Annotated in this window: 17 protein-coding genes; 11 read left to right on the forward strand and 6 right to left on the reverse strand. The window is 34.6% G+C overall.

What is annotated here, in order from left to right:
- Positions 1–24 precede the first annotated feature (24 nt).
- The 5 genes from NRE15_RS11620 to lsrF are packed head-to-tail and all read left to right on the forward strand — an operon-like array spanning position 25 to position 5,479.
- Positions 25–1,533 carry a sugar ABC transporter ATP-binding protein gene (locus NRE15_RS11620; protein ID WP_313793045.1) on the forward strand — a complete coding sequence of 503 codons (1,509 nt, stop codon included), beginning with the start codon at positions 25–27 and terminating at the stop codon, positions 1,531–1,533.
- Complete coding sequence (locus tag NRE15_RS11625) at positions 1,517–2,494, forward strand: ABC transporter permease (protein WP_313793046.1); 978 nt, start codon at positions 1,517–1,519, stop codon at positions 2,492–2,494. Before NRE15_RS11620 ends, NRE15_RS11625 begins: the two co-directional genes overlap by 17 nt.
- A gap of 10 nt (positions 2,495–2,504) precedes the next feature.
- Entirely contained in the window at positions 2,505–3,476 is a 972-nt protein-coding gene (locus NRE15_RS11630) for an ABC transporter permease (RefSeq protein ID WP_313793047.1), read from the forward strand.
- A gap of 19 nt (positions 3,477–3,495) precedes the next feature.
- Positions 3,496–4,569, forward strand: a complete 1,074-nt coding sequence (locus NRE15_RS11635) for a substrate-binding domain-containing protein (RefSeq protein ID WP_313793048.1) — start codon at positions 3,496–3,498, stop codon at positions 4,567–4,569.
- Positions 4,570–4,597: 28 nt separating this feature from the next.
- Positions 4,598–5,479 (forward strand): 3-hydroxy-5-phosphonooxypentane-2,4-dione thiolase, encoded by an 882-nt coding sequence (gene lsrF, locus NRE15_RS11640; protein ID WP_313793049.1) that lies wholly within the window; start codon positions 4,598–4,600, stop codon positions 5,477–5,479.
- Between the two features lie 110 nt (positions 5,480–5,589).
- Here lsrF and NRE15_RS11645 read toward each other — a convergent pair whose 3' ends face one another.
- From NRE15_RS11645 to NRE15_RS11660, 4 genes are all read right to left on the reverse strand, one after another.
- Positions 5,590–6,135, reverse strand: coding sequence for a hypothetical protein (locus tag NRE15_RS11645; RefSeq protein ID WP_313793050.1), 546 nt, complete (start codon positions 6,133–6,135; stop codon positions 5,590–5,592).
- Between the two features lie 169 nt (positions 6,136–6,304).
- Positions 6,305–7,213 (reverse strand): type II restriction endonuclease, encoded by a 909-nt coding sequence (locus NRE15_RS11650; RefSeq protein WP_313793051.1) that lies wholly within the window; start codon positions 7,211–7,213, stop codon positions 6,305–6,307.
- Positions 7,214–7,219: 6 nt separating this feature from the next.
- The gene (locus NRE15_RS11655) at positions 7,220–8,110 is read right to left on the reverse strand and encodes a DNA adenine methylase (RefSeq protein WP_313793052.1); all 891 of its coding nucleotides are present in this window, start codon (positions 8,108–8,110) and stop codon (positions 7,220–7,222) included.
- 13 nt (positions 8,111–8,123) lie between these two features.
- Entirely contained in the window at positions 8,124–8,912 is a 789-nt protein-coding gene (locus tag NRE15_RS11660) for a DNA-methyltransferase (RefSeq protein ID WP_313793053.1), read from the reverse strand.
- Positions 8,913–9,155: 243 nt separating this feature from the next.
- Between NRE15_RS11660 and NRE15_RS11665 the strand changes: the two genes are divergently transcribed.
- A complete protein-coding gene (locus NRE15_RS11665; protein ID WP_313793054.1) occupies positions 9,156–10,463 on the forward strand; it encodes a type II restriction enzyme in 1,308 nt (435 codons plus the stop codon).
- Positions 10,464–10,506: 43 nt separating this feature from the next.
- Here NRE15_RS11665 and NRE15_RS11670 read toward each other — a convergent pair whose 3' ends face one another.
- Together NRE15_RS11670 and NRE15_RS11675 are read right to left on the reverse strand one after the other, a co-directional pair.
- Complete coding sequence (locus tag NRE15_RS11670) at positions 10,507–11,970, reverse strand: family 1 glycosylhydrolase (RefSeq protein ID WP_313793055.1); 1,464 nt, start codon at positions 11,968–11,970, stop codon at positions 10,507–10,509.
- A 16-nt stretch (positions 11,971–11,986) separates the two neighbouring features.
- Positions 11,987–13,372 carry a PTS transporter subunit EIIC gene (locus NRE15_RS11675; RefSeq protein ID WP_313793056.1) on the reverse strand — a complete coding sequence of 462 codons (1,386 nt, stop codon included), beginning with the start codon at positions 13,370–13,372 and terminating at the stop codon, positions 11,987–11,989.
- 176 nt (positions 13,373–13,548) lie between these two features.
- Between NRE15_RS11675 and NRE15_RS11680 the strand changes: the two genes are divergently transcribed.
- The 5 genes from NRE15_RS11680 to NRE15_RS11700 all read left to right on the forward strand — a co-directional run bounded on the left by NRE15_RS11680 (position 13,549) and on the right by NRE15_RS11700 (position 19,044).
- Positions 13,549–15,000: a DDE-type integrase/transposase/recombinase gene (locus NRE15_RS11680; protein WP_313793057.1), complete on the forward strand. Its 1,452-nt coding sequence runs from the start codon at positions 13,549–13,551 to the stop codon at positions 14,998–15,000.
- Between the two features lie 408 nt (positions 15,001–15,408).
- A complete protein-coding gene (locus NRE15_RS11685) occupies positions 15,409–16,407 on the forward strand; it encodes an AraC family transcriptional regulator (RefSeq protein ID WP_313793058.1) in 999 nt (332 codons plus the stop codon).
- 109 nt (positions 16,408–16,516) lie between these two features.
- Entirely contained in the window at positions 16,517–16,933 is a 417-nt protein-coding gene (locus tag NRE15_RS11690) for a GNAT family N-acetyltransferase (protein WP_313793059.1), read from the forward strand.
- Positions 16,934–16,963: 30 nt separating this feature from the next.
- Positions 16,964–17,272 carry a hypothetical protein gene (locus tag NRE15_RS11695; RefSeq protein ID WP_313793060.1) on the forward strand — a complete coding sequence of 103 codons (309 nt, stop codon included), beginning with the start codon at positions 16,964–16,966 and terminating at the stop codon, positions 17,270–17,272.
- Positions 17,273–17,700: 428 nt separating this feature from the next.
- Complete coding sequence (locus tag NRE15_RS11700; RefSeq protein ID WP_313793061.1) at positions 17,701–19,044, forward strand: ISL3 family transposase; 1,344 nt, start codon at positions 17,701–17,703, stop codon at positions 19,042–19,044.
- Positions 19,045–19,073 lie beyond the last annotated feature (29 nt).

A 19,073-nucleotide genomic window follows, 5' to 3' on the forward strand; every position in this document is an offset into this window, starting at 1 on the left:
GTTTAAGAATAGGAGGTTTGAATTTTGAGTACAACATCACTTGTTGAATGTCGAGAAATATGTAAATCTTTTTCTGGGGTTGAAGTTCTGAAAGGTGTTAATCTATCCTTGGATAAAGGAGATGTACTTGCAATAATTGGAGGAAACGGAGCTGGGAAAAGCACATTAATGAAGATCATTATGGGTATGTATAGTAAGGATAAAGGGGAATTGATTATTGAAGGAAATACTGTGGATGTTATGAATCCATCAAAAGCTCTTAAAAATGGTATCTATCTAGTTCCTCAAGAACCTTTGTTATTTCCAAATATGACAGTTGAAGAAAATATTTTTATTGGATTACCTGGGAATAAAGGAGAAAATCTACAATTTCTCAAGAATACACTAGATTTTTTAGATTGGGATATTGATTTAGATAGACAAGCGATGACTTTGTCTATAGCAGAGCAACAATTGGTTGAAATTTTAAAAGGATTAGTACGAAAGTCAAAGGTATTAATCTTAGATGAACCAACTAGTTCATTGACTTACAACGAAGTTTCATCTCTTTTCAAATTAATTAATAAATTACGTGAAGATGGAATAGGTATAGTTTATATAACACATCGGTTAACTGAAGTATTTGAAATAGCTAATAAAATAGTCATACTTAGAGATGGAAGAGTTACATTGGAAGGATCCGTTAGTGAATTTACTGAAGCAGATTTGATAAAAGGTTTATTACCTGAGAATGTAGAAATTAGTAAATATTCAGCATCGTATGATCAAAACTTTGAAGATTCAGAGGTTGTTTTTGAAGTAAAAAATATAAGTGGTAATGGATTTAAGGATATTTCTTTTAACATTAGATCTGGTGAAATACTTGGTTTAGCTGGTGTAGTGGGTGCTGGGCGAACAGAAGTAGCTGAATCTATATTTGGAAGAGATAAAATAAAAGAAGGTAATGTTTTATTACAGAATATTGATATAACTGGAAAATCTACGTCGGAAGTAATCGATTTAGGATTAAACTATGTTCCTGAAGATAGATTTAGAAATGGAATCTTTAAAATTCGTTCAATTGGAGAGAATATTACGGCATCATCACTTGAAGCGATGAAAGGGATTTTTGTAGATAGAGACGTCGAGAATAATAACTATAAATACTTTAAAGAAAAATTTAATATTGTGTCAAGAGATATTGATCAAGAAATAGGTAATCTATCAGGTGGGAACCAACAGAAAATTGTTATATCTAAAACAGTAGCTTCAATGCCTAGAGTTTTGATACTAGATGAACCTACTCGTGGAGTGGATGCCGGAGCGCGTGAAGATGTATATAAAATTATTACACAATTAAAAGACACTGGAGTTGGCATACTAGTTATTTCTTCAGATATGGAAGAAATTGTGCAACTATCTGATAGAGTAATCACAATGTATAGAGGTAGAATAAATAGTGAATTTGTTGGACGAAATGTTACCATAGATAATTTAACGCCAGCTATATTTGGTATTCCTAAAATAGAGGTGTCAAATGAAAAGAATAATTAAATCAAAAGAGATAGGCGCCCTTCTAATAATTATTATTTTGTTCGGCTTAGTGGGGACGTATAATAGTAGTTTTCTAACAATTAATAATATTTTTCAAACTATAAATGGAAGCGTTGTCTATGCTGTGGTAGCGATAGGTATGAGTTTTGTGCTTTTCCTTGGAGAAATAGATGTATCTGTCGGAGCTACTTTAGGTTTGGCAGCTACATTAACGGGTTTAATGGTTGTAGAAGGGGTCAATTATTATCTGATATTTATTACTGTTTTAGCTTTAGGAATTGTTATAGGTATTATAAATGGTTTAGGAGTTACTTACTTAAAAATACCATCGATAATAATGACACTTGGAACTAACGGTATTATTAGAGGGATGATTTATGTTGTCACTGGAGGCAGATGGGTTGAAGGTCTTGATGTAGAGTTTAAAGCTTTATCTCAGGTGAGAATTGGTAATACAATTACATATATTTATATTTTTGTGCTCGTATTAGCATTAATAACCTATCTTTTGACTAAATACACATTATTTGGAAAATCCTTCAAGGCGGTTGGGGATAATGAAGAAGGGGCAAAATTGATTGGTCTACCTGTTAAAAAAACAAAAATGGTAGCATTTATAGCTTCGGGGGTTGGATCAAGTATAGGCGGGATATTATATGCGAGTAGAGTAGGATTTATTACACCTACAGCTGGCAGTGGGTACGAAATGACCGCTATAGCAGCTTGTGTAATTGGTGGAATTAGTTTAGCTGGTGGAGTGGGAAGTGTTTGGGGTGGAGTGATCGGAGCGGTACTAATGACTTCAATCAGTAGGATACTTGTTTTTGTAGGCTTACCTTCAACTTATGACAGCACTATAACTGGATTAATGTTAATAGTTATTGTTGTAACAACTGCTATTGTTAATAAACGATCTGCTGAACGGATTAGACTTCAGCGTTTAGCTTCGAGAATAGAATAGGGGTGCTTTGGTGAGTAAGCTTAAATATTATACTAATAAGTATCGCTGGGAATTAATTTTATTATTGTTATTAATTGCTTTAATTGTTGTTTTTGGAATTATGAATCCAAGATTCCTAAGGCTAAATGTCCTATTAGGAAGCATAAATGATTTTATGCCGATCAATATTATTTCTCTATCTGTAACATTTGTGTTAATAGCAGGTGGGATGGATATTCAAGCAGGTTCAATTGTCGGGTTAACTTCAATAAGTGTTGGTTTGTTATGGCAACAGTTTGGAGTAAATATTTGGGTAGCAAGCTTTATTGGGTTAATAATAGGAGGTGTAGCTGGATTATTTAGCGGGACAATAATATCTAAACTTGATGTGCAACCAATGGTTATAACATTAGGTGGGTCATTTCTTTTTAGTGGTATTGCACTTGCAATACTGAGTCTATCGGGTATCGAAACATATTTGGGGATTAGTGGTTTTCCTGAGTCATTTACAAGTTTATTTAGGGGTAGAGTAGGTCCAGTTCCTAATCAAGCGATAATTTTTATAATTTTGGTTATTGCAAATTATATACTTTTACATAAAACAAAGTATGGTCGAAAAGTATTTCTTACAGGAGTAAATCGAAGTGCTGCTGAATTATCAGGTATTAAGACTAATAGAATTATTACTTCAACATATGTCTTATCGGGTATAAGTGCAGCACTAGCTGGAATAGTCTTAACAGGATACTTAGGTACAGCAAAACCTGATTTTGGAAAAGAGTTAACTTTACCAATTATTACAGCTGTAGTTTTAGGAGGGACAAGTAACACTGGAGGTAGAGGTAATATTCTTGGTACTGCGATAGCGTCTCTTGTGATTGGAGTGCTTAGATTTGGATTGTCAATGAATGGAGTTAGTACGCAGTATCTGGAAATCCCTGTCGGTATATTATTGATCGTTTCGTTAATTGTCAGAATGTTTTTAGATAAGAATAAAAAATAATATTTGAGGAGTAATGAATATGAAAAAAGTAACAAAAAGATTTGTTGCATTATTGATGGCTGGAATGGCTTGCATATCACCGATAGGACTTAATATGGTTAGTGCTCAAAGCAATAACTTAATTGTGTTTGTGCCAAAAGTTTCAGGAAATGCATTTTTTGAATCTGCGAACGATGGAGCACAAAAAATTGCTGAAGAAAGCGGCTTTGAAGTTAGATACGATGGTAACCCAGAAGCTTCTGTTGCTAATCAAGTAACGATTATTAATAATGCAATTCAACAAGGGGCTGATGCAATTTCAGTTTCTGCAGTAGATGCTACAGGGTTGGATGATGTTCTTAGATCTGCTATGGAACAGGGAATTACCGTAACAACTTGGGATTCAGATGTTTCTTCCGATGCTCGACAAGTAATGGTAGCACAAGGGACTCCAGAACAACTTGGACAAATGTTAGTTGAAATGGGAGTAGAGTCTCTTATTGATAGAGGTAAAGATCCAGAAAACGATGAAATTACTTATGCTTGGCACTATTCTCAAGCGACTGTAGCAGATCAAAATTCATGGCAACAATTTGGTGAAGAGTTTATAAAGGAAAATTATCCGAACTGGGTTAATGTGGCACCAGAAAACTACTATAGTAATCAAAATGCAGAACAAGCAATTCAAGTTGGAGAGGCAATTCTAGCCGCTCATAGTGATATTGATTTAATCATCTGTAATGACTCAACAGCCCTTCCTGGACAATTACAAGCTATGCAAAATAGTGGTCTTGGTAAGGATGATGTTACAGTTACAGGTTTTGCATCTCCAAACTCTATCAGAGATTATTTAGAACAAGATGTACTTTATCGTTGGGGATTGTGGGATGTTCAAGTGCAAGGTGCTTTAGCAGTATGGATTTCTGATTATCTTGCTCAAGGTAATGAGTTTAATGTAGGTGACACAGTTGAAGTTCCTGGAATTGGTGAAGTTGAATTATTGAATAACTCAGTACTAGATCCAAATGCAGAAGATGTTGAGGATAAAGGGGTAATTGTTTTACCTGAGCGAGTAATTTTTGATGCAGATAATGTTGATGAATATGATTTCTAGTTTATCATTTTAGAAAAGGGGATAATAAATGGCTGACTTAGATAATTTAAAAGTTGCAAAAGACTATAGGGTAGATACTCCACCGGCTACATCTGGTAAGTTCCACGTTAAAGGAGCTGAAAATCTTGATTGGGGAATGAAGAAGCATTTAACTAATATCTTTCATCCTGAAAGTGGTAATACAGTAATGTTTGCTTTTGATCATGGATATTTCATGGGTTCAACAGCCGGTTTAGAAAGATTAGATTTATTATTACCAGAAATAATAGATGATGTTGATGTACTCATGGGAACACGCGGTTTAATAAGATCTTGGGTTAGCCCAGCAAACAGAAAAGGTATTGCACTTAGGACAACAAGTGGATCTTCTATGCTACAAGATGATTTAAGTTTTGAAATAAACTCAGTTGATATTGAAGACGCAATAAGATTGAATGCAGATTGTTTAGCAGTACAAACTTTTATTGGAGCGGATGGGCAATTATCATCGATTGATAATCTTTCGAAGACGATTAATGCTGCATTCCGATATTCAATTCCTACAATGGGAGTTGTTGCTGTTGGTAAAGATATGGAACGTACCGATACATTCTTTAAATTAGCAACTAGAATTGTTGCTGAAATGGGAGTTCAATTAGTTAAGTCTTACTATTGTGATAACTTTGAAGAAGTTGTTGCTGCATGTCCAGTTCCAATTGTCGTTGCTGGAGGCAAAAAGACATCTGAAGAAGATGCACTAACATTAGCGTATAATGCAATTTCTAGAGGAGCTCGTGGAATTGATATGGGAAGAAATATTTTTCAAAGTAACCATCCTAAGGAAATGGCAAAATCAATTGGAAAAATAGTACATGAAAAATATACAGACAAAGAAGCTATTGAATTTTATCATGATGCAATTAATAAGTAAGTTTGAATAGATAGAATATCGAAAATCTCGTTTATATGTTCTAAAAAGGCAATCCAACCATTAACCAAAATGATTGGATTGCCTTTAATCTTGATCAGATATGTTCAAAATTAATCAAACACACTAAAATCATTCACACTATCAGTCAAATTAACTTTTGAAAAATGTTCAATTACTTCTCCGTTTTCAACTGTCAATTGAATGTTCGTTCTTCCATCTGGCATTTTTGATAGTGACTCCATAATGGGTTGCATCTTATTTTTATTAATGACTAATGAATTACTTATTCCATATTTATCTAAATAAATAAAGATGAATATGTCAACAAAATCTTCTACATTAGGATTGATGGTATACCATGCGTGATAAGATTTATAATAGTATTTACTTTGTTTAAGTAAAACATTAAGTGTTTTTGAGTTGTTTGATACAACCAATATTTGACTTCCAGACTGGGTTTTAGTATTGACATCATAGCCTTTGGATTCTAATAATGACTTAATTTCATTCTTATTGGTAATGTTTGGTCTCATAGATTTGTTATTTAACTGATAAATTTTTAGAGAAATTTCGTTAGACTCTTTACTTAGTTTTTCAATTTCATCTTGTATAATAAACTGGCGTTCTAAAAGTAAATTTATTTCTTGATTTTCCATATCAAGTCCACCTTTACCGCTTTTTTATTTTATGATCTCATAGTTTAAAGGTTTGGTCAATTAAGGATAAGTATTAATTGCTGCTACCTTAAAGGCTATTTACACAGTAATCGAAAAACCTCTAACCATAAATATCAATGATTAGAGGCTTTTTTAGATTTCTATATTCTTAAGACTTTAACAAATCATCCAAGAAATCATTACTCAGCATTTCAATATTAAAAATGTAGTCTATTTTAGAAAAAGATTCATATAATGGGAATCTCGCGGTATGCCAACCTTGTCCATCGGTTACCCATACGAATTTAATGTTTTCATTTGATTGCTTGAGGAAACTATTTAAGTCACTAAACTCACCAGCTACTGCCTTAAGTTTAGAACCTCCTCCACCATAATAGTTAGTTTCAATTAAGTAGCAGATATGTGTACGATTATTATAAATCGCATTATCAAACCTCCTATTACTTTTATCAACGGGTATATCAATATTCCATTTGGACTTTATTATCGAAGGTGTTGCTTGAGTCATTGCATCGAAACCCAAAGATTTGCCAGTTTTTGTTACATAATTATCCACAATTTTTTCCATCATAGTTCCAGAACGATTTTTTCTCGCGTTTGAATCTAGTCCAACTTCTACTCCGTATACATAATCAACTAGATTTTTCCTTAAATCATTTTGAAGGAAACTAAATAATCCAGTATCTTCTATGAATTGAGTATATTCATCCAACCTATTGGTATCAATAGTTGAGAAGTTTAAGTTGATTATTTCAATATCGTTATTATCATCTATCTGTAGGACATCAAGATTATTTTCTCTGGATGCTATTAGTAAAGGAATTGCTTTTAATAACTGTGGTTGTGATTCAAATAAGGCAGTAGCTTCTTCTTTGATATTAGGTTTGCCAACTAAATAGTTCAAGGTATTGAGTGATAATTCTTGAGAAGCCATTGTCCGAGTAACTTTTTCCCAGTTGACATAGTATTCTGGAGTTCTATTTGTTTTAGAAAGTGTGGACATAAAGTAGTCAAACTTTTTTAAAGTATCCAGACTTTGATATTCATTAAAAAGCATATAGAATCACTGTCCAATCACTAATATTTCTGAAACCACACCTCTCCGACTTGCGGTAGCACCGATTGATCTTCTTGCGTCTATTCTGGCTATATCAAAATCTTTATATAAGTCATCGAAGAAGAAATCATTAGGATCTTTTTGTATAGGATCAGAGTTACTAAGTATAAACGATCCGTTTCTATGATTAATTTCTTGGCAGTATTCTGCTAGTTCTATTTGGTCATTATCATCAAAATCAGACTTTTGATATTTAAATGCTTGGGTCCCAGGTAAAGGTCTATATGGGCTATCAATATAAACTAATGTTTTTTCATCTACGAATTCTATTGTATCTCTGAAATCAAGATGGTAAATCTCTGTTGTTTGTAAAATATGATTCACATTATGCAGATTATTTTTAGAATATAGATTTGCAGTTTTTTTCTGTCCGAATGGAACATTAAACTCACCTTTTCCATTTACTCGATATAAACCATTGAATCCTAATTTGTTTAAGGCGATGAGTAAGCTGGATTGTTTAACTAAATTATCTGATAGTAGATGTTTATTAAAAGTAGCTCTTAAGAACAAATAATATTCTTTCTTGTCATCCATAGAAGGTAAAGCATTAAATTCGTTTTGGATTTTATCTAATTCGGTGATTAAACCATTAACATTCTCTTTAATAACTTTGTATGTATTAATTAATTGAAGGTTATTATCAGAAATAATTTTTTTCTTAAAATTATGTTGATTTGCTACTGCAAAGAACATACCACCCCCGCCTACAAATGGTTCCATATAGGTATCAAAATCATCAAAGTCTAATTTAGTACTTGAAAAATCTAAAATTGTAGAAGAAAGCTTAGATTTTCCTCCAGCCCATTTTACAAAGGGCTTTGCATCTATTGCCAATGGTTTCATCTCCTTAGTTAAATAAACTTAATTGTTGTTTTTTATTGGTTACTTCCTCAATTCTCGCCTTTGTGATTTCAATGAAATCTTCATTAAGTTCAATTCCAATTGACTTTCTTCCTAATGAATAAGCGGAGACTATGGTCGTTCCACTACCTGAGAAACAATCCAGAATCACATCATCTTCTTTAGTACTTGCTAGAATAATTCTATCCATAATTTCAAGTGGTTTTTGAGTGGGGTGTTTTCCATGATTCTTTTCTGATTGTTTAGTAGTAGATGTAGTCCAAACATCCTTCATTTGTTTTCCGTTATTTTGTTCTTTCATTAAATCATAATTAAAGTAATGTTTGGAAGAATGATCTCTTCTTGCCCAAATAATCGTTTCAGTTGAGTGGGTAAACATTCGACAAGATAAATTTGGAGCTGGATTCGATTTTTGCCAAGTAACATTATTTAAAACCTTGAAATCATTTTTTTGCAAAAGGTAACCAAGAGTGAAGATATTATGCATTGTACCAAAGACCCAGATAGTTCCGTCCTTTTTCAAAATTCTCTTTGCTTCTGAAAGTACAACCTGATAAAAATCTTCCATACTCATTACGTCATCAAGCTTATCCCAATCACCTTTGTCAACTGAGACCATTTTACCATTTTGACATGTAATTCCTCCGTTTGACAGAAAATAGGGTGGGTCAGTTATTATAGAGTCTGCAGATTCAGATTCAATATTTTTCAATACTTCTAAAGCGTTCCCCTGATATAAGACGACAGAATCATTTTGAAATACTTTATTGTTCATTACTGTCTCCTTGCATTTTCTTAGCTGTAATATGCTAGTTAGTATCATCTATTATAGCATATGGTTAGGGTGACATGGATAAGCTTTTTTAAAGAACTTCTAGTAGTTCAAAATATTATGAATTTTATCAATAACAATACGTGCGAACATGAATAATCAAGCTTATGATATGGTACAATCATTGTAAACGCTTGCTGATTTCTATAAAAAAATTTAATTTAGATGAGGAAGGTAATTGAAAGGATGAGTAATATAAAATTAACAACCAATCAAGCATGGCAAAAATTGCTAACTGAATATAATATTGTTCAGGAAGTTGAAGAAAATAGAACTTTTGAAATACTTTCTTCTGAAATAAAAGAATATCGTGAACCGAGATTAATGGCAAAATGGGATAGTTCAACTTTTTTACCGAAGAGTTTGAAAGATAAGGATTTAACAATATTACCTACAAGCCGATATAAATATACAGTAGGTGATTTTGAATTATATCAATCGATTCCTCCTGTGAAACAAAGCGTTGTGGATATGAAACGGGTGGTGTTACCTGAATTAGAAACGGTTGATGTTAATGATATCAATTCTGAAGCTAAAGCAATAAATGTTTTGAAAATTTCGAATGTACTCAATGATTTTTTAGGAGAGGAAAAATTATTAGAAACTTTCAATGGCAAAATGAGTGTTGGGAATTTTGATTTCAACGTTTTAAATAAGCGAAATGAATTAATTACACTAAATGTAGATAGAAGCCAATGTGAAATTGATGGAGGATTTGAAAGTGATCAGTCTGTCATCATAATGGAAGCCAAGAATATCCCAATGGATGATTTTATCATTCGTCAATTATACTATCCTTATCGATTATGGTTGAACAAAGTCAATAAGCCAATAAGACTGGTTTACTCAATTTATACAAATCAAATATTTAGATTGTATGAGTATCAATTTAATGACTATAATAACTACTCTTCAATTGAATTAATACAAAACAAAAATTATTCACTACAAGACACAACAATTACTTATGATGACTTATATGGTGTTTATCAGAATACTAAAGTTGTAACTGATGATGCGATTGATTCAAGTGAAGTACCATTCATCCAAGCAAATTCCTTTGAAAGAGTTATTTCATTAATGGAAAATCTTTACGACAATCCGATGACTGTTACTGGTGTTTCGATTCTATATTCATTTGATAAAAGACAATCGGATTATTATTTTAACGCATTAAGGTACTTAGGGTTGGCCGAAAGAGTTCTAGATGGTTCTGATAGAAGATCTTATATGCAGTTAACTAAAAAAGGAATTTATGCACATAATTTAAACTATAAAGAAAGGCAGTTATATTTATTAAGTGTGATTTTAGAACATAAGATTTTTAACGAACTATTTATCGAGAGCTTTAATCAGAAAAGTATACCTACAACAGATGGAATTGCACAATTAATTCTCAAGTACAAGGTTGTTGAAAATTTGGTTACCGCTAAACGAAGGGCAAGTAGTGTAAAGCGGTGGTTAGAGTGGATATTTAGTTTAGTTAGTGAGTAAATCAAAAAGCACACCTCCCCGAGATGTGCTTTTTCTATATTTCCTAATAACTCAAATCTTCCCCATTAGTTTCAATCACTTTTTGATACCAATAATATGAATCTTTCGGAATGCGTTCGTTTGAACCATGACCACGTTCGTCACGGTCGACGTAGATGACGCCATAGCGTTTGCTCATTTCAATCGTACCACAACTGACGATATCGATGATGCCCCACATGGTGTAGGCTAGGACTTCCACACCATCAGCAATTGCTTCGGCCATTTGTTCGAAGTGGCTGTTTAAGTAGGAAATTCGGTAGTCATCATGGACTTTGCCGTCTTCAACCACGTCACGTGCTCCAATGCCGTTTTCAGCAATAATAATTGGCAATTGATAACGATCATACATTTGGTTTAAAGAAATTCTTAGTCCTACTGGGTCGATTTGCCAACCCCATTCGCTGGATTCTAAATAAGGATTTTTATTTCCAGATACCAAGTTACCGCTTGTTTTTTCATGTTCTTTACTGGTTGTTGAAACCATGGACATGTAGTATGAATAAGAAATGAAATCAATGGTATTTGCTTTCAGAATCTCTAAATCGCCATCTTCAATCACAATGCTAATGCCTTTAGAGTCAAACATCCGTTTTGTATATGAAGGATATTTACCTCGAGCCATCACATCGATGTAGAAGTAGTTGGTATAGTTTTCATCTAAAATGGATTGCATGACATCATCTGGATGACTGGTTGCTGGGTAGCTTTCAAAACGGGCAATCATGCCGCCAAAGATGGCATCCGGTAAGATTTCTTTTCCGGCTTTAATCGCTAAAGCATTAGCTAAAAATTGATGATGCGTTGCTTGGAAAATGGCTTGTTCATAGTTTTCTTCTTGGTCTTTGATAATAGAAGCCCCGTTATATGGGTTGAATTTGCTGGCATTTATTTCATTGAATGGTAACCAGAAATCAACCAAATCACCTAAGTTTTCATACAAGGCTTTAGCGTAAGTCACGTAAAAATCAATCATTTGACGGTTTTTCCAACCACCATATTCGGTAATTAAATGAACAGGTGTATCATAGTGAAGAATCGTTACAAAGACTTTCATCCCTAAGCGTTTTGCTTCTTCAAACATACTTTTGTAATAAGCTAAGCCTTCAGCATTGGGTTCAGTTTCATCACCTTTAGGGAAAATACGTGACCAAGTAATGGATGTTCTAAAGACTTTCAGACCCATCTCGCTTAATAAACGTAAGTCTTCTTTATAAGTATGATAGAAATCATTGCCCCATCTAAACGGATAATGTTCAAGGTCTGTATCAGTTAAAGCTTTATTGAATAGTTCAGTAGTCATGTTGATGTTTCTGTTTTCGTCTCTTTGCGCGCGATTCCAATCAGCATCGAAATAACGTAAGTCCTGTGTGTTTAATCCTTTGCCGCCTTCATTCCATCCACCGTCTGCTTGAGAGCCACTAATTGCTCCGCCCCATAAGAAATTTTCTGGAAATTTGTTCGTCATTTTCTTCCTCCTATAATTAAATCTTTGCTAACAATTCGTCGTCTTTTTTCATCATGAAATAAGTGATCGCATAAGCTAATACAAAACTGACTAAAGCACTAATAATCGCGAAAATAAAGTTACTACTATTGTTTGGATCAATAAATATCGGTAAAGTAGTTAAGCCTGTTGGACCAAACTCAATCCGTTTAACGCCCGCAATCCCTGCGATTAAACCACCAATCCCACCAGCAATCAGCGCATACATAAACGGTTTCTTTAATTTCAAGTTTACCCCGTACATCGCAGGTTCTGTAATGCCGAATAAAGCAGTAATACCTGATGAGTTTGCGAGTGCTTTAAAGTTAGTGTCTTTGGCTAAACGTGCCACAGCTAATGCAGCTCCTGCTTGAGCCATATTAGCCACTAAGAATCCAGGTCCAATCATATCGAAGCCATTGGCTTGAATCGCCGTTAAGGTTAATGGAATGGTAACCGCATAGTGCATACCAAACATAATAAATACTGGTGCAAGAGCTCCAAAGATAAATGGTAATACCCAGGGGATATTTGTTTGAACGGTACTTAAAACACTTTCTAAAGCAGAACCAACGATGGTTCCTAGCGGACCAAGAATAACAAAGGCTAAAGGTACAGCAACCAGTAAAGTCAATAAAGGTTTGGTAAAGAACTTAATGGAGTTAGGTAAAACACGTTCACCAAATTTTTCAACATAAGAGGCTGCCCAAATGACTAAAATCGTTGGGATAACGGTTGAAGAATATCTAGCTAAAGTAACAGGTAATCCCATAAAGTTCACTGGATCCCCGGCAGCAACCATTTCATTATAAGTCGGGTGAACCATGAATAAGGCAATTGTTAAGCCCATCATTGGGTTCATACCAAATTTCTTAGCGGCATTGTAAGCCAAAAGAACTGGTAAGAAGTAGAATGGCGTATCCCCAACAAAGCTTAAAATTTGATACGTTTGACTTTCGGTTGATAACCAACCAACCATGGTAAGTAAGATTAAAAGCACTTTAATCATGGCTGCCCCTGTGATAGCAGGTAAGACTGGTGAGAAGATACCGGTAATTGTATCTAAAACGCGGTCTAAGAGAGATTTGTTTTCTGTATCTTCTGGGCTTTCTTCAGTTGTTTGAGTTTGTTGTGTTTTACCATCGAGTAAATGATCCACTTCATTATAGACAACAGCCACATTCGGACCAATAACGACTTGATATTGACCACCACTAACAATATAGCCGATAACACCATTGGTATTTTTGATGGTTTCCTCGTCAATTAATTCAGGGTTTTTGACATTAAAACGGAGTCTCGTCGCACAGTGATTGACTGCACTGACATTATCAGAACCGCCTATAGCATCTAGAATAGCAGAAGCTAATTCCTTTTCTTTCATAAATATCCCCCTTAAGGACAGTTCGTAATTCAAAATTTTTTCTATAAATCTTAGTTTTTTAACTGTTTTTTGTTGTTATATCAAGGAAAGCACAAAAAAACACTTGCCCCCTCCCCAATATCGGTTAAAATTGAATGTACAACCAATCAAGTTTGCCTTCAAAGGAGAAGATACAAGTGCCTGATTCAATTATAACCTATTTATTCCATATTATTAACCTTTTATGCGAAATTATTTTAGATTTATCCACTCAATTAGATAATAGCCTCGCTCACTCTAAATCCCCTGATTTGACGCCACCTAATCATTTAGATTATCAACGATTGACGGTCGATGATTTACCCATTATCAAATCCATGGATAAGAAAGATTATCGCTTATTACTTCAAGCGTATGAAGCGCTTCACGGAAAACCCTGTAAGCCGATTAAACGTCATGGTTCTAAAACTCAGGTAGATGAACACATCACCTGTCCTTGTTGTCAAGCGCCATCCATTTATTTGTATATAAATAATGGAGGAAAAGGTCAGTATAGCTGTAAAATCTGCCAAGAACGTTTTAATCAAAAGAGTCGATTCAGTAAAGAGATTGCTTTAGAATGCCCGCATTGCCAAGGTAACCTAGACTTAATCAAACACCGTGAGGGGTTTGTGATTTATAAATGTCGACATCAAGCCTGTCCTTATTATCAAGACCGTTTAAAAAAGATGACCCCGGAAGAAAAAGAACGCTTCAAACAATTTCCCTACGAGTTTAAGATGCACTATATATTTCGGGACTTTGCTTTAAACCTTTCGGATTTAGAGGACTCACCCAATATTCCAACGGTCGTTCAACTCAGTAACATTCACTGCTCGCCTAGAGCGCTTGGACTTATCCTTACTTATTGTGTCAACTATGGCCTATCGGCTGAGAAAACAGCCGCATTAATGTTTGATGTTCATGAGCTGAAAATATCGGGACAAACGATTCGTAACTACCAACGCTCTGTCGGTGCCCTTGTACAGCCTTTTACAACAAACTTTCCTTATCAATTATCTGATCAATTCTGTGGCGATGAGACTTATATTCGGGTGCAAGGTAAGTGGCATTATGTTTTCTTCTTTTTTGATGCCGTCAATAAAATCATCTTGTCCAATCGTGTTTCACCTCAACGCAACGCACAGACCGCCATTCGAGCTATTTGGGATGTTCTCAAACGCTTTGATAAGATACCTGAAAAACTCGAACTCATCGTTGATGGTAATCCCATTTATAAACTCGCTCAAGCTTTCTTTGTACAACATGACAAACCCCTTGACATCATCCAAGTCATCGGACTTACGAACGACGATCCAGTGTCTACTGAATATCGGCCATTGAAGCAAATTATCGAACGTTTGAATCGGACCTTTAAAGGCAATTATAAGCCATTAGGTGGATTCGGCTCACAGAGTGGGTCGATTGCCCATGTGGAGCTGTTTGCGGCTTATTTTAATTTCTTAAGACCGCATTCTGCGTTAGATAAAAACAGCGTACCTGTTCAACTACCTGAACTACAACAATGTAACAATATGCCTCAAAAATGGATAAGACTGCTCAATTTAGCCGAAGACTATTTAATGGCACAACAACCGATAGGGTTTTAAACCAACTTTCGGCACCGTGAGTCCTTTAAGGAATGAATGGCTTTATCCATCTAAAAATAGGCATCGCGCACTCTTGATATTGGTTAAGCTTTCGCTTAAAATTTTCCAATCCTGAGGGCGAGCGTTAGCCTGCCTTCTTTCGTATACCTGGTCGCCCTTGAGCCAAAAGCAAGCGAAAGCTTAACCAATGTCAAGAGCTATTTTGCGTATCAACCACCCATCTAACTACCTCGAGATTTCAAAACAGCCTCTATTCATGTTTTTCATAGATTATTTTGAGTTACCGGACAGTTTTTTTATAAAGCTTTATCTATATACATGATATCGATTGCAAGTAATGAATTAAAGAGCAGAATGTTATATGAATACAACAAAAAGTCAGATATAATATAAATTGGAGGGATGATTATGAACGCGATAGAACTTGATAAACGTATCAAAGCCTTAACAGAACGTGAACAGTTTTACTTGGATAATCCTGAAGCACTATCTCCACTTTATGAAAAATTTGAAACGACAGATATCGATGGGAATTCAGTTTACCACTTTAGAATTCCAGAACTCAGTGAAAATGAAGTACAAATTCGACGGGATTCTCGTTTTAGGCCCGTTCCTTTACACCGTTTTTCTAATATTATGATTAATTATGTCTATTCTGGTAAATGCCGCTATTTAATTAATGATAAAATTGTTGAAATGGAAGTCGGGGATGTTTGTATTATTGACCAAGACGTTGTTCGTTATAAGTTTGAACTAGAGGCTGACGACATTGTCTTTAATATTAGTTTAGACAAGAAATTCTTTTCCCGTTTTATCCAACATAATTTAAGTGAGTCTAGCATTGTGTCCAGTTTTATTTTAAATAGTTTGTATTCGCAAGGAAAACATGATCAATTTATTTTCTTTCGAAATCATCAAAATCCTAGAATCATTAATCTGTTTGATGAAATCTTAACGGAGTATTATAAACAGCAAAAATACTACAAAAGCACCATAAAATCATATATCGAAATCGTTGTTTTAGAGCAACTCCGTTCCTATCAAAATTCCGACATTGTCTTACATTTACCTGACCAAAAAGAAAATGATTTTGTTGAAATTCTACGTGATATCGAAAATAACTACAAGGAAGGCAACATCGAAGACCTAGCTAACAAATTTCACTACAACCCCAAATATTTATCTTCTTTAATCAAGAAACGAACCGGCTTTACCTTTAAGGAAATCCAACGCAAGACACGCTTAGATGTGTCTTGCCAGTTGCTCATTAATAGTTCCATGACCATCGAAGAAATTATTGAAGAAGTTGGGTTTACCAATCAAACAAGTTTTTATAACTATTTTAAAACGGCTTACCGTGTGAGTCCCAGTGAATACCGCAAATCTTATGACATTCTAAAAAGTTAAATAGAGTAGATATGAAGTTACAAAACTGAAACGATAATGTATAATTATAACTATATAGAGTAAATTGTTGTTTTATCTTAGTGACTCATCGTTAAGAAAGGACTTGTCTATGATAAGACCCATGCAGAAAAGTGACATGACGCAAATAAAAACCATTTGGCTCCAAACCAATCTCTCTGCCCATGATTTTGTCCCTAGTGATTACTGGTATGAACAATTGGAATTTCTTGAAGCAGCAATGTTTGAATCGGACGTCTATGTGTATGAAGACAAGAAATTATTAGGTTTTATTGGTCTAAGTAGCGATTTTGTCGAAGGTTTATTCGTTAAAGAGGGTTTTCAATCGCAAGGCATTGGCAAACGTTTAATAGATCATGTCAAAGAATCTCATGAATCGCTAGCGCTGACGGTTTACCAAAGAAATTGGCGGGCTTGGCGATTTTATATGCGCCAAGGATTTGTGATTAAGACCAATGGCTTTGATGAATTCAATGGCGAGCCGGATTATTTTATGACATGGCCTTGACACTTAGGTAAAGATGAAAGGAACGATAAAATGACGGAAAGAATTAAAGTTACAAACAAAGAACTCGACGTCTTACAAGCGCTGTGGGAATCAGATGTCGCTCTATCCCCAAGCCAAATTTGTGATACGAGTCCAGCGTTTGTGATGAGTTCGGTACAAAACAATCTGAAAAATTTGCAAAAGAAAAACTTAATTGAACAAGGCGACATTATCCGCTTAAACATGCATTACACCCGTACCTTTCAACCCACAATGACTAAAGAAGCATTTATTTTAAATCAATATCCCGGCATGGACATCTTGAAGTTTATGGAAGCTTATCAAAAGCAGGAGGGGTAGGGTGGTTCTCCAGTGTTGTCCTAGAAATGGTGCCATCAACGGCATGTTTCCGGCACCAACTTAAAAGTGGTTCCACCAACAGTGAGTTTCCGGCACCAACTCAAAAATGGTGCCATCAACAGTGAGTTTCCGGCACCAACTCAAAAGTAGTGCCATCAACAACAAATATAATTCAAACAAAGCAGCGATACTCAACTCAAATGGGTGAGAATCGCTGCTATATTTTTATTTAAAAGTTTTAGCTCAAAAAAGACAAAAAAAGACTGCCTTATGTTATAATAAGCTTAAGGAAAAATTTTTGGCTCAAGAATTTTTGGTGTTGGTGAGAGAAATCTCACTGACACCTCTTTTTATGTAAACATATGAAAAAGCCAGTGAATTCCTATATAATTAAGTCACGACTCAAAATCATAGATAGGAGAATTCACTTGGCTAATGCTCATTATATCGCAAAATTACTTAATATTACAGACGAAAGAATTGAATTTTCTGATACAATTACGCACGAAATGAAACGCAATGTCCATTGTAAAGTACTTGAAGGTCGATTATCCTATCCATTAAAAGCGTGTTTAAATTGTGGCATTATCAACCGATCCACAAAGGATATGATTAAATATGGTTTTGATACCTCAACCATTACTTTAACTCATATTAATTTTCAACCGATTCTCCTTAAACTAAAGAAACAGCGCTATCGTTGTCAACATTGCTCAACAACCTCTACCGTGACGACCTCTTTAGTTAATAAAGGCTGCTTTATTTCAAATGATATTAAGCGCACAATCGTCATGGAATTGACCCAAGTACAATCGATGAAATTAATCGCTCAACATCTATTTGTTTCACGACATACGGTAGCGACTCAACTAAAACGCGTTGGGAGTTCATTAGCTGCCCAAAAACGCTATCTACCGGAACATCTAGGGATTGATGAATTCAAATCAGTGAATAGTGTCACTCAGTCCATGAGCTGCATCTTAATGGACACCCACAACCATACCTTAGTCGATATTCTACCTGATCGAACGCAAAACGCCTTACGTGATTACTTTATGCGTTTCACATATGAAAGTCGACAACAAGTCAAAACAGTCACTATGGACATGTATGGGCCATATTATCACTTCTTACAGCAGATTTTCCCAAATGCGAAGATGATTATCGATCGTTTCCACTTAGTTCAATTACTGAATCGCACACTGAATCAAGAACGCATACGGCTGATGAATGATATTAGAAACCGTCGACCAAGAGACTATCGGAAACTTAAACAACAATGGAAACTCATTCTGAAGAATCGAGATGATTTAGAATTCACAACCTATCAAACCCATCGGTTATATGACGGGTTAGTGACTGAAAAAAGTATGGTAAACTATTTACTCAATCTTGATAAACGATTTGAACAAGTTTATCATTTAGTAAACGACCTCAAGTCAGATATAGCACAACACAATTATAAGGCGTTTGAACGTGATTTATATGAAACACGAAAGTATCAATTACCTCGTAAGGTCAGAACAACCATCCAAACCTTCATTTATTATTTACCAGCGATTAAAAACAGTTTAACTTATACGTTATCGAATGGTATCATCGAAGGAACGAACAATAAGATAAAAAATATCAAGCGGAGTGGTTATGGTTATCGTAACTTTTCAAACTTAAGATATCGCATATTAATCACACAAAATCTCATTAAAAAAGATAAAGAAATACGGCCATTATTGTTTAAAGATGAAATAAGTAATAACAAAAGAATCGCTTAAAAAAATTGTGACTTAAAAAAACAGCCAGG

Source organism: Fundicoccus culcitae, from assembly GCF_024661895.1.
Taxonomy (GTDB): Bacteria; Bacillota; Bacilli; order Lactobacillales; family Aerococcaceae; genus Fundicoccus_A; species Fundicoccus_A culcitae.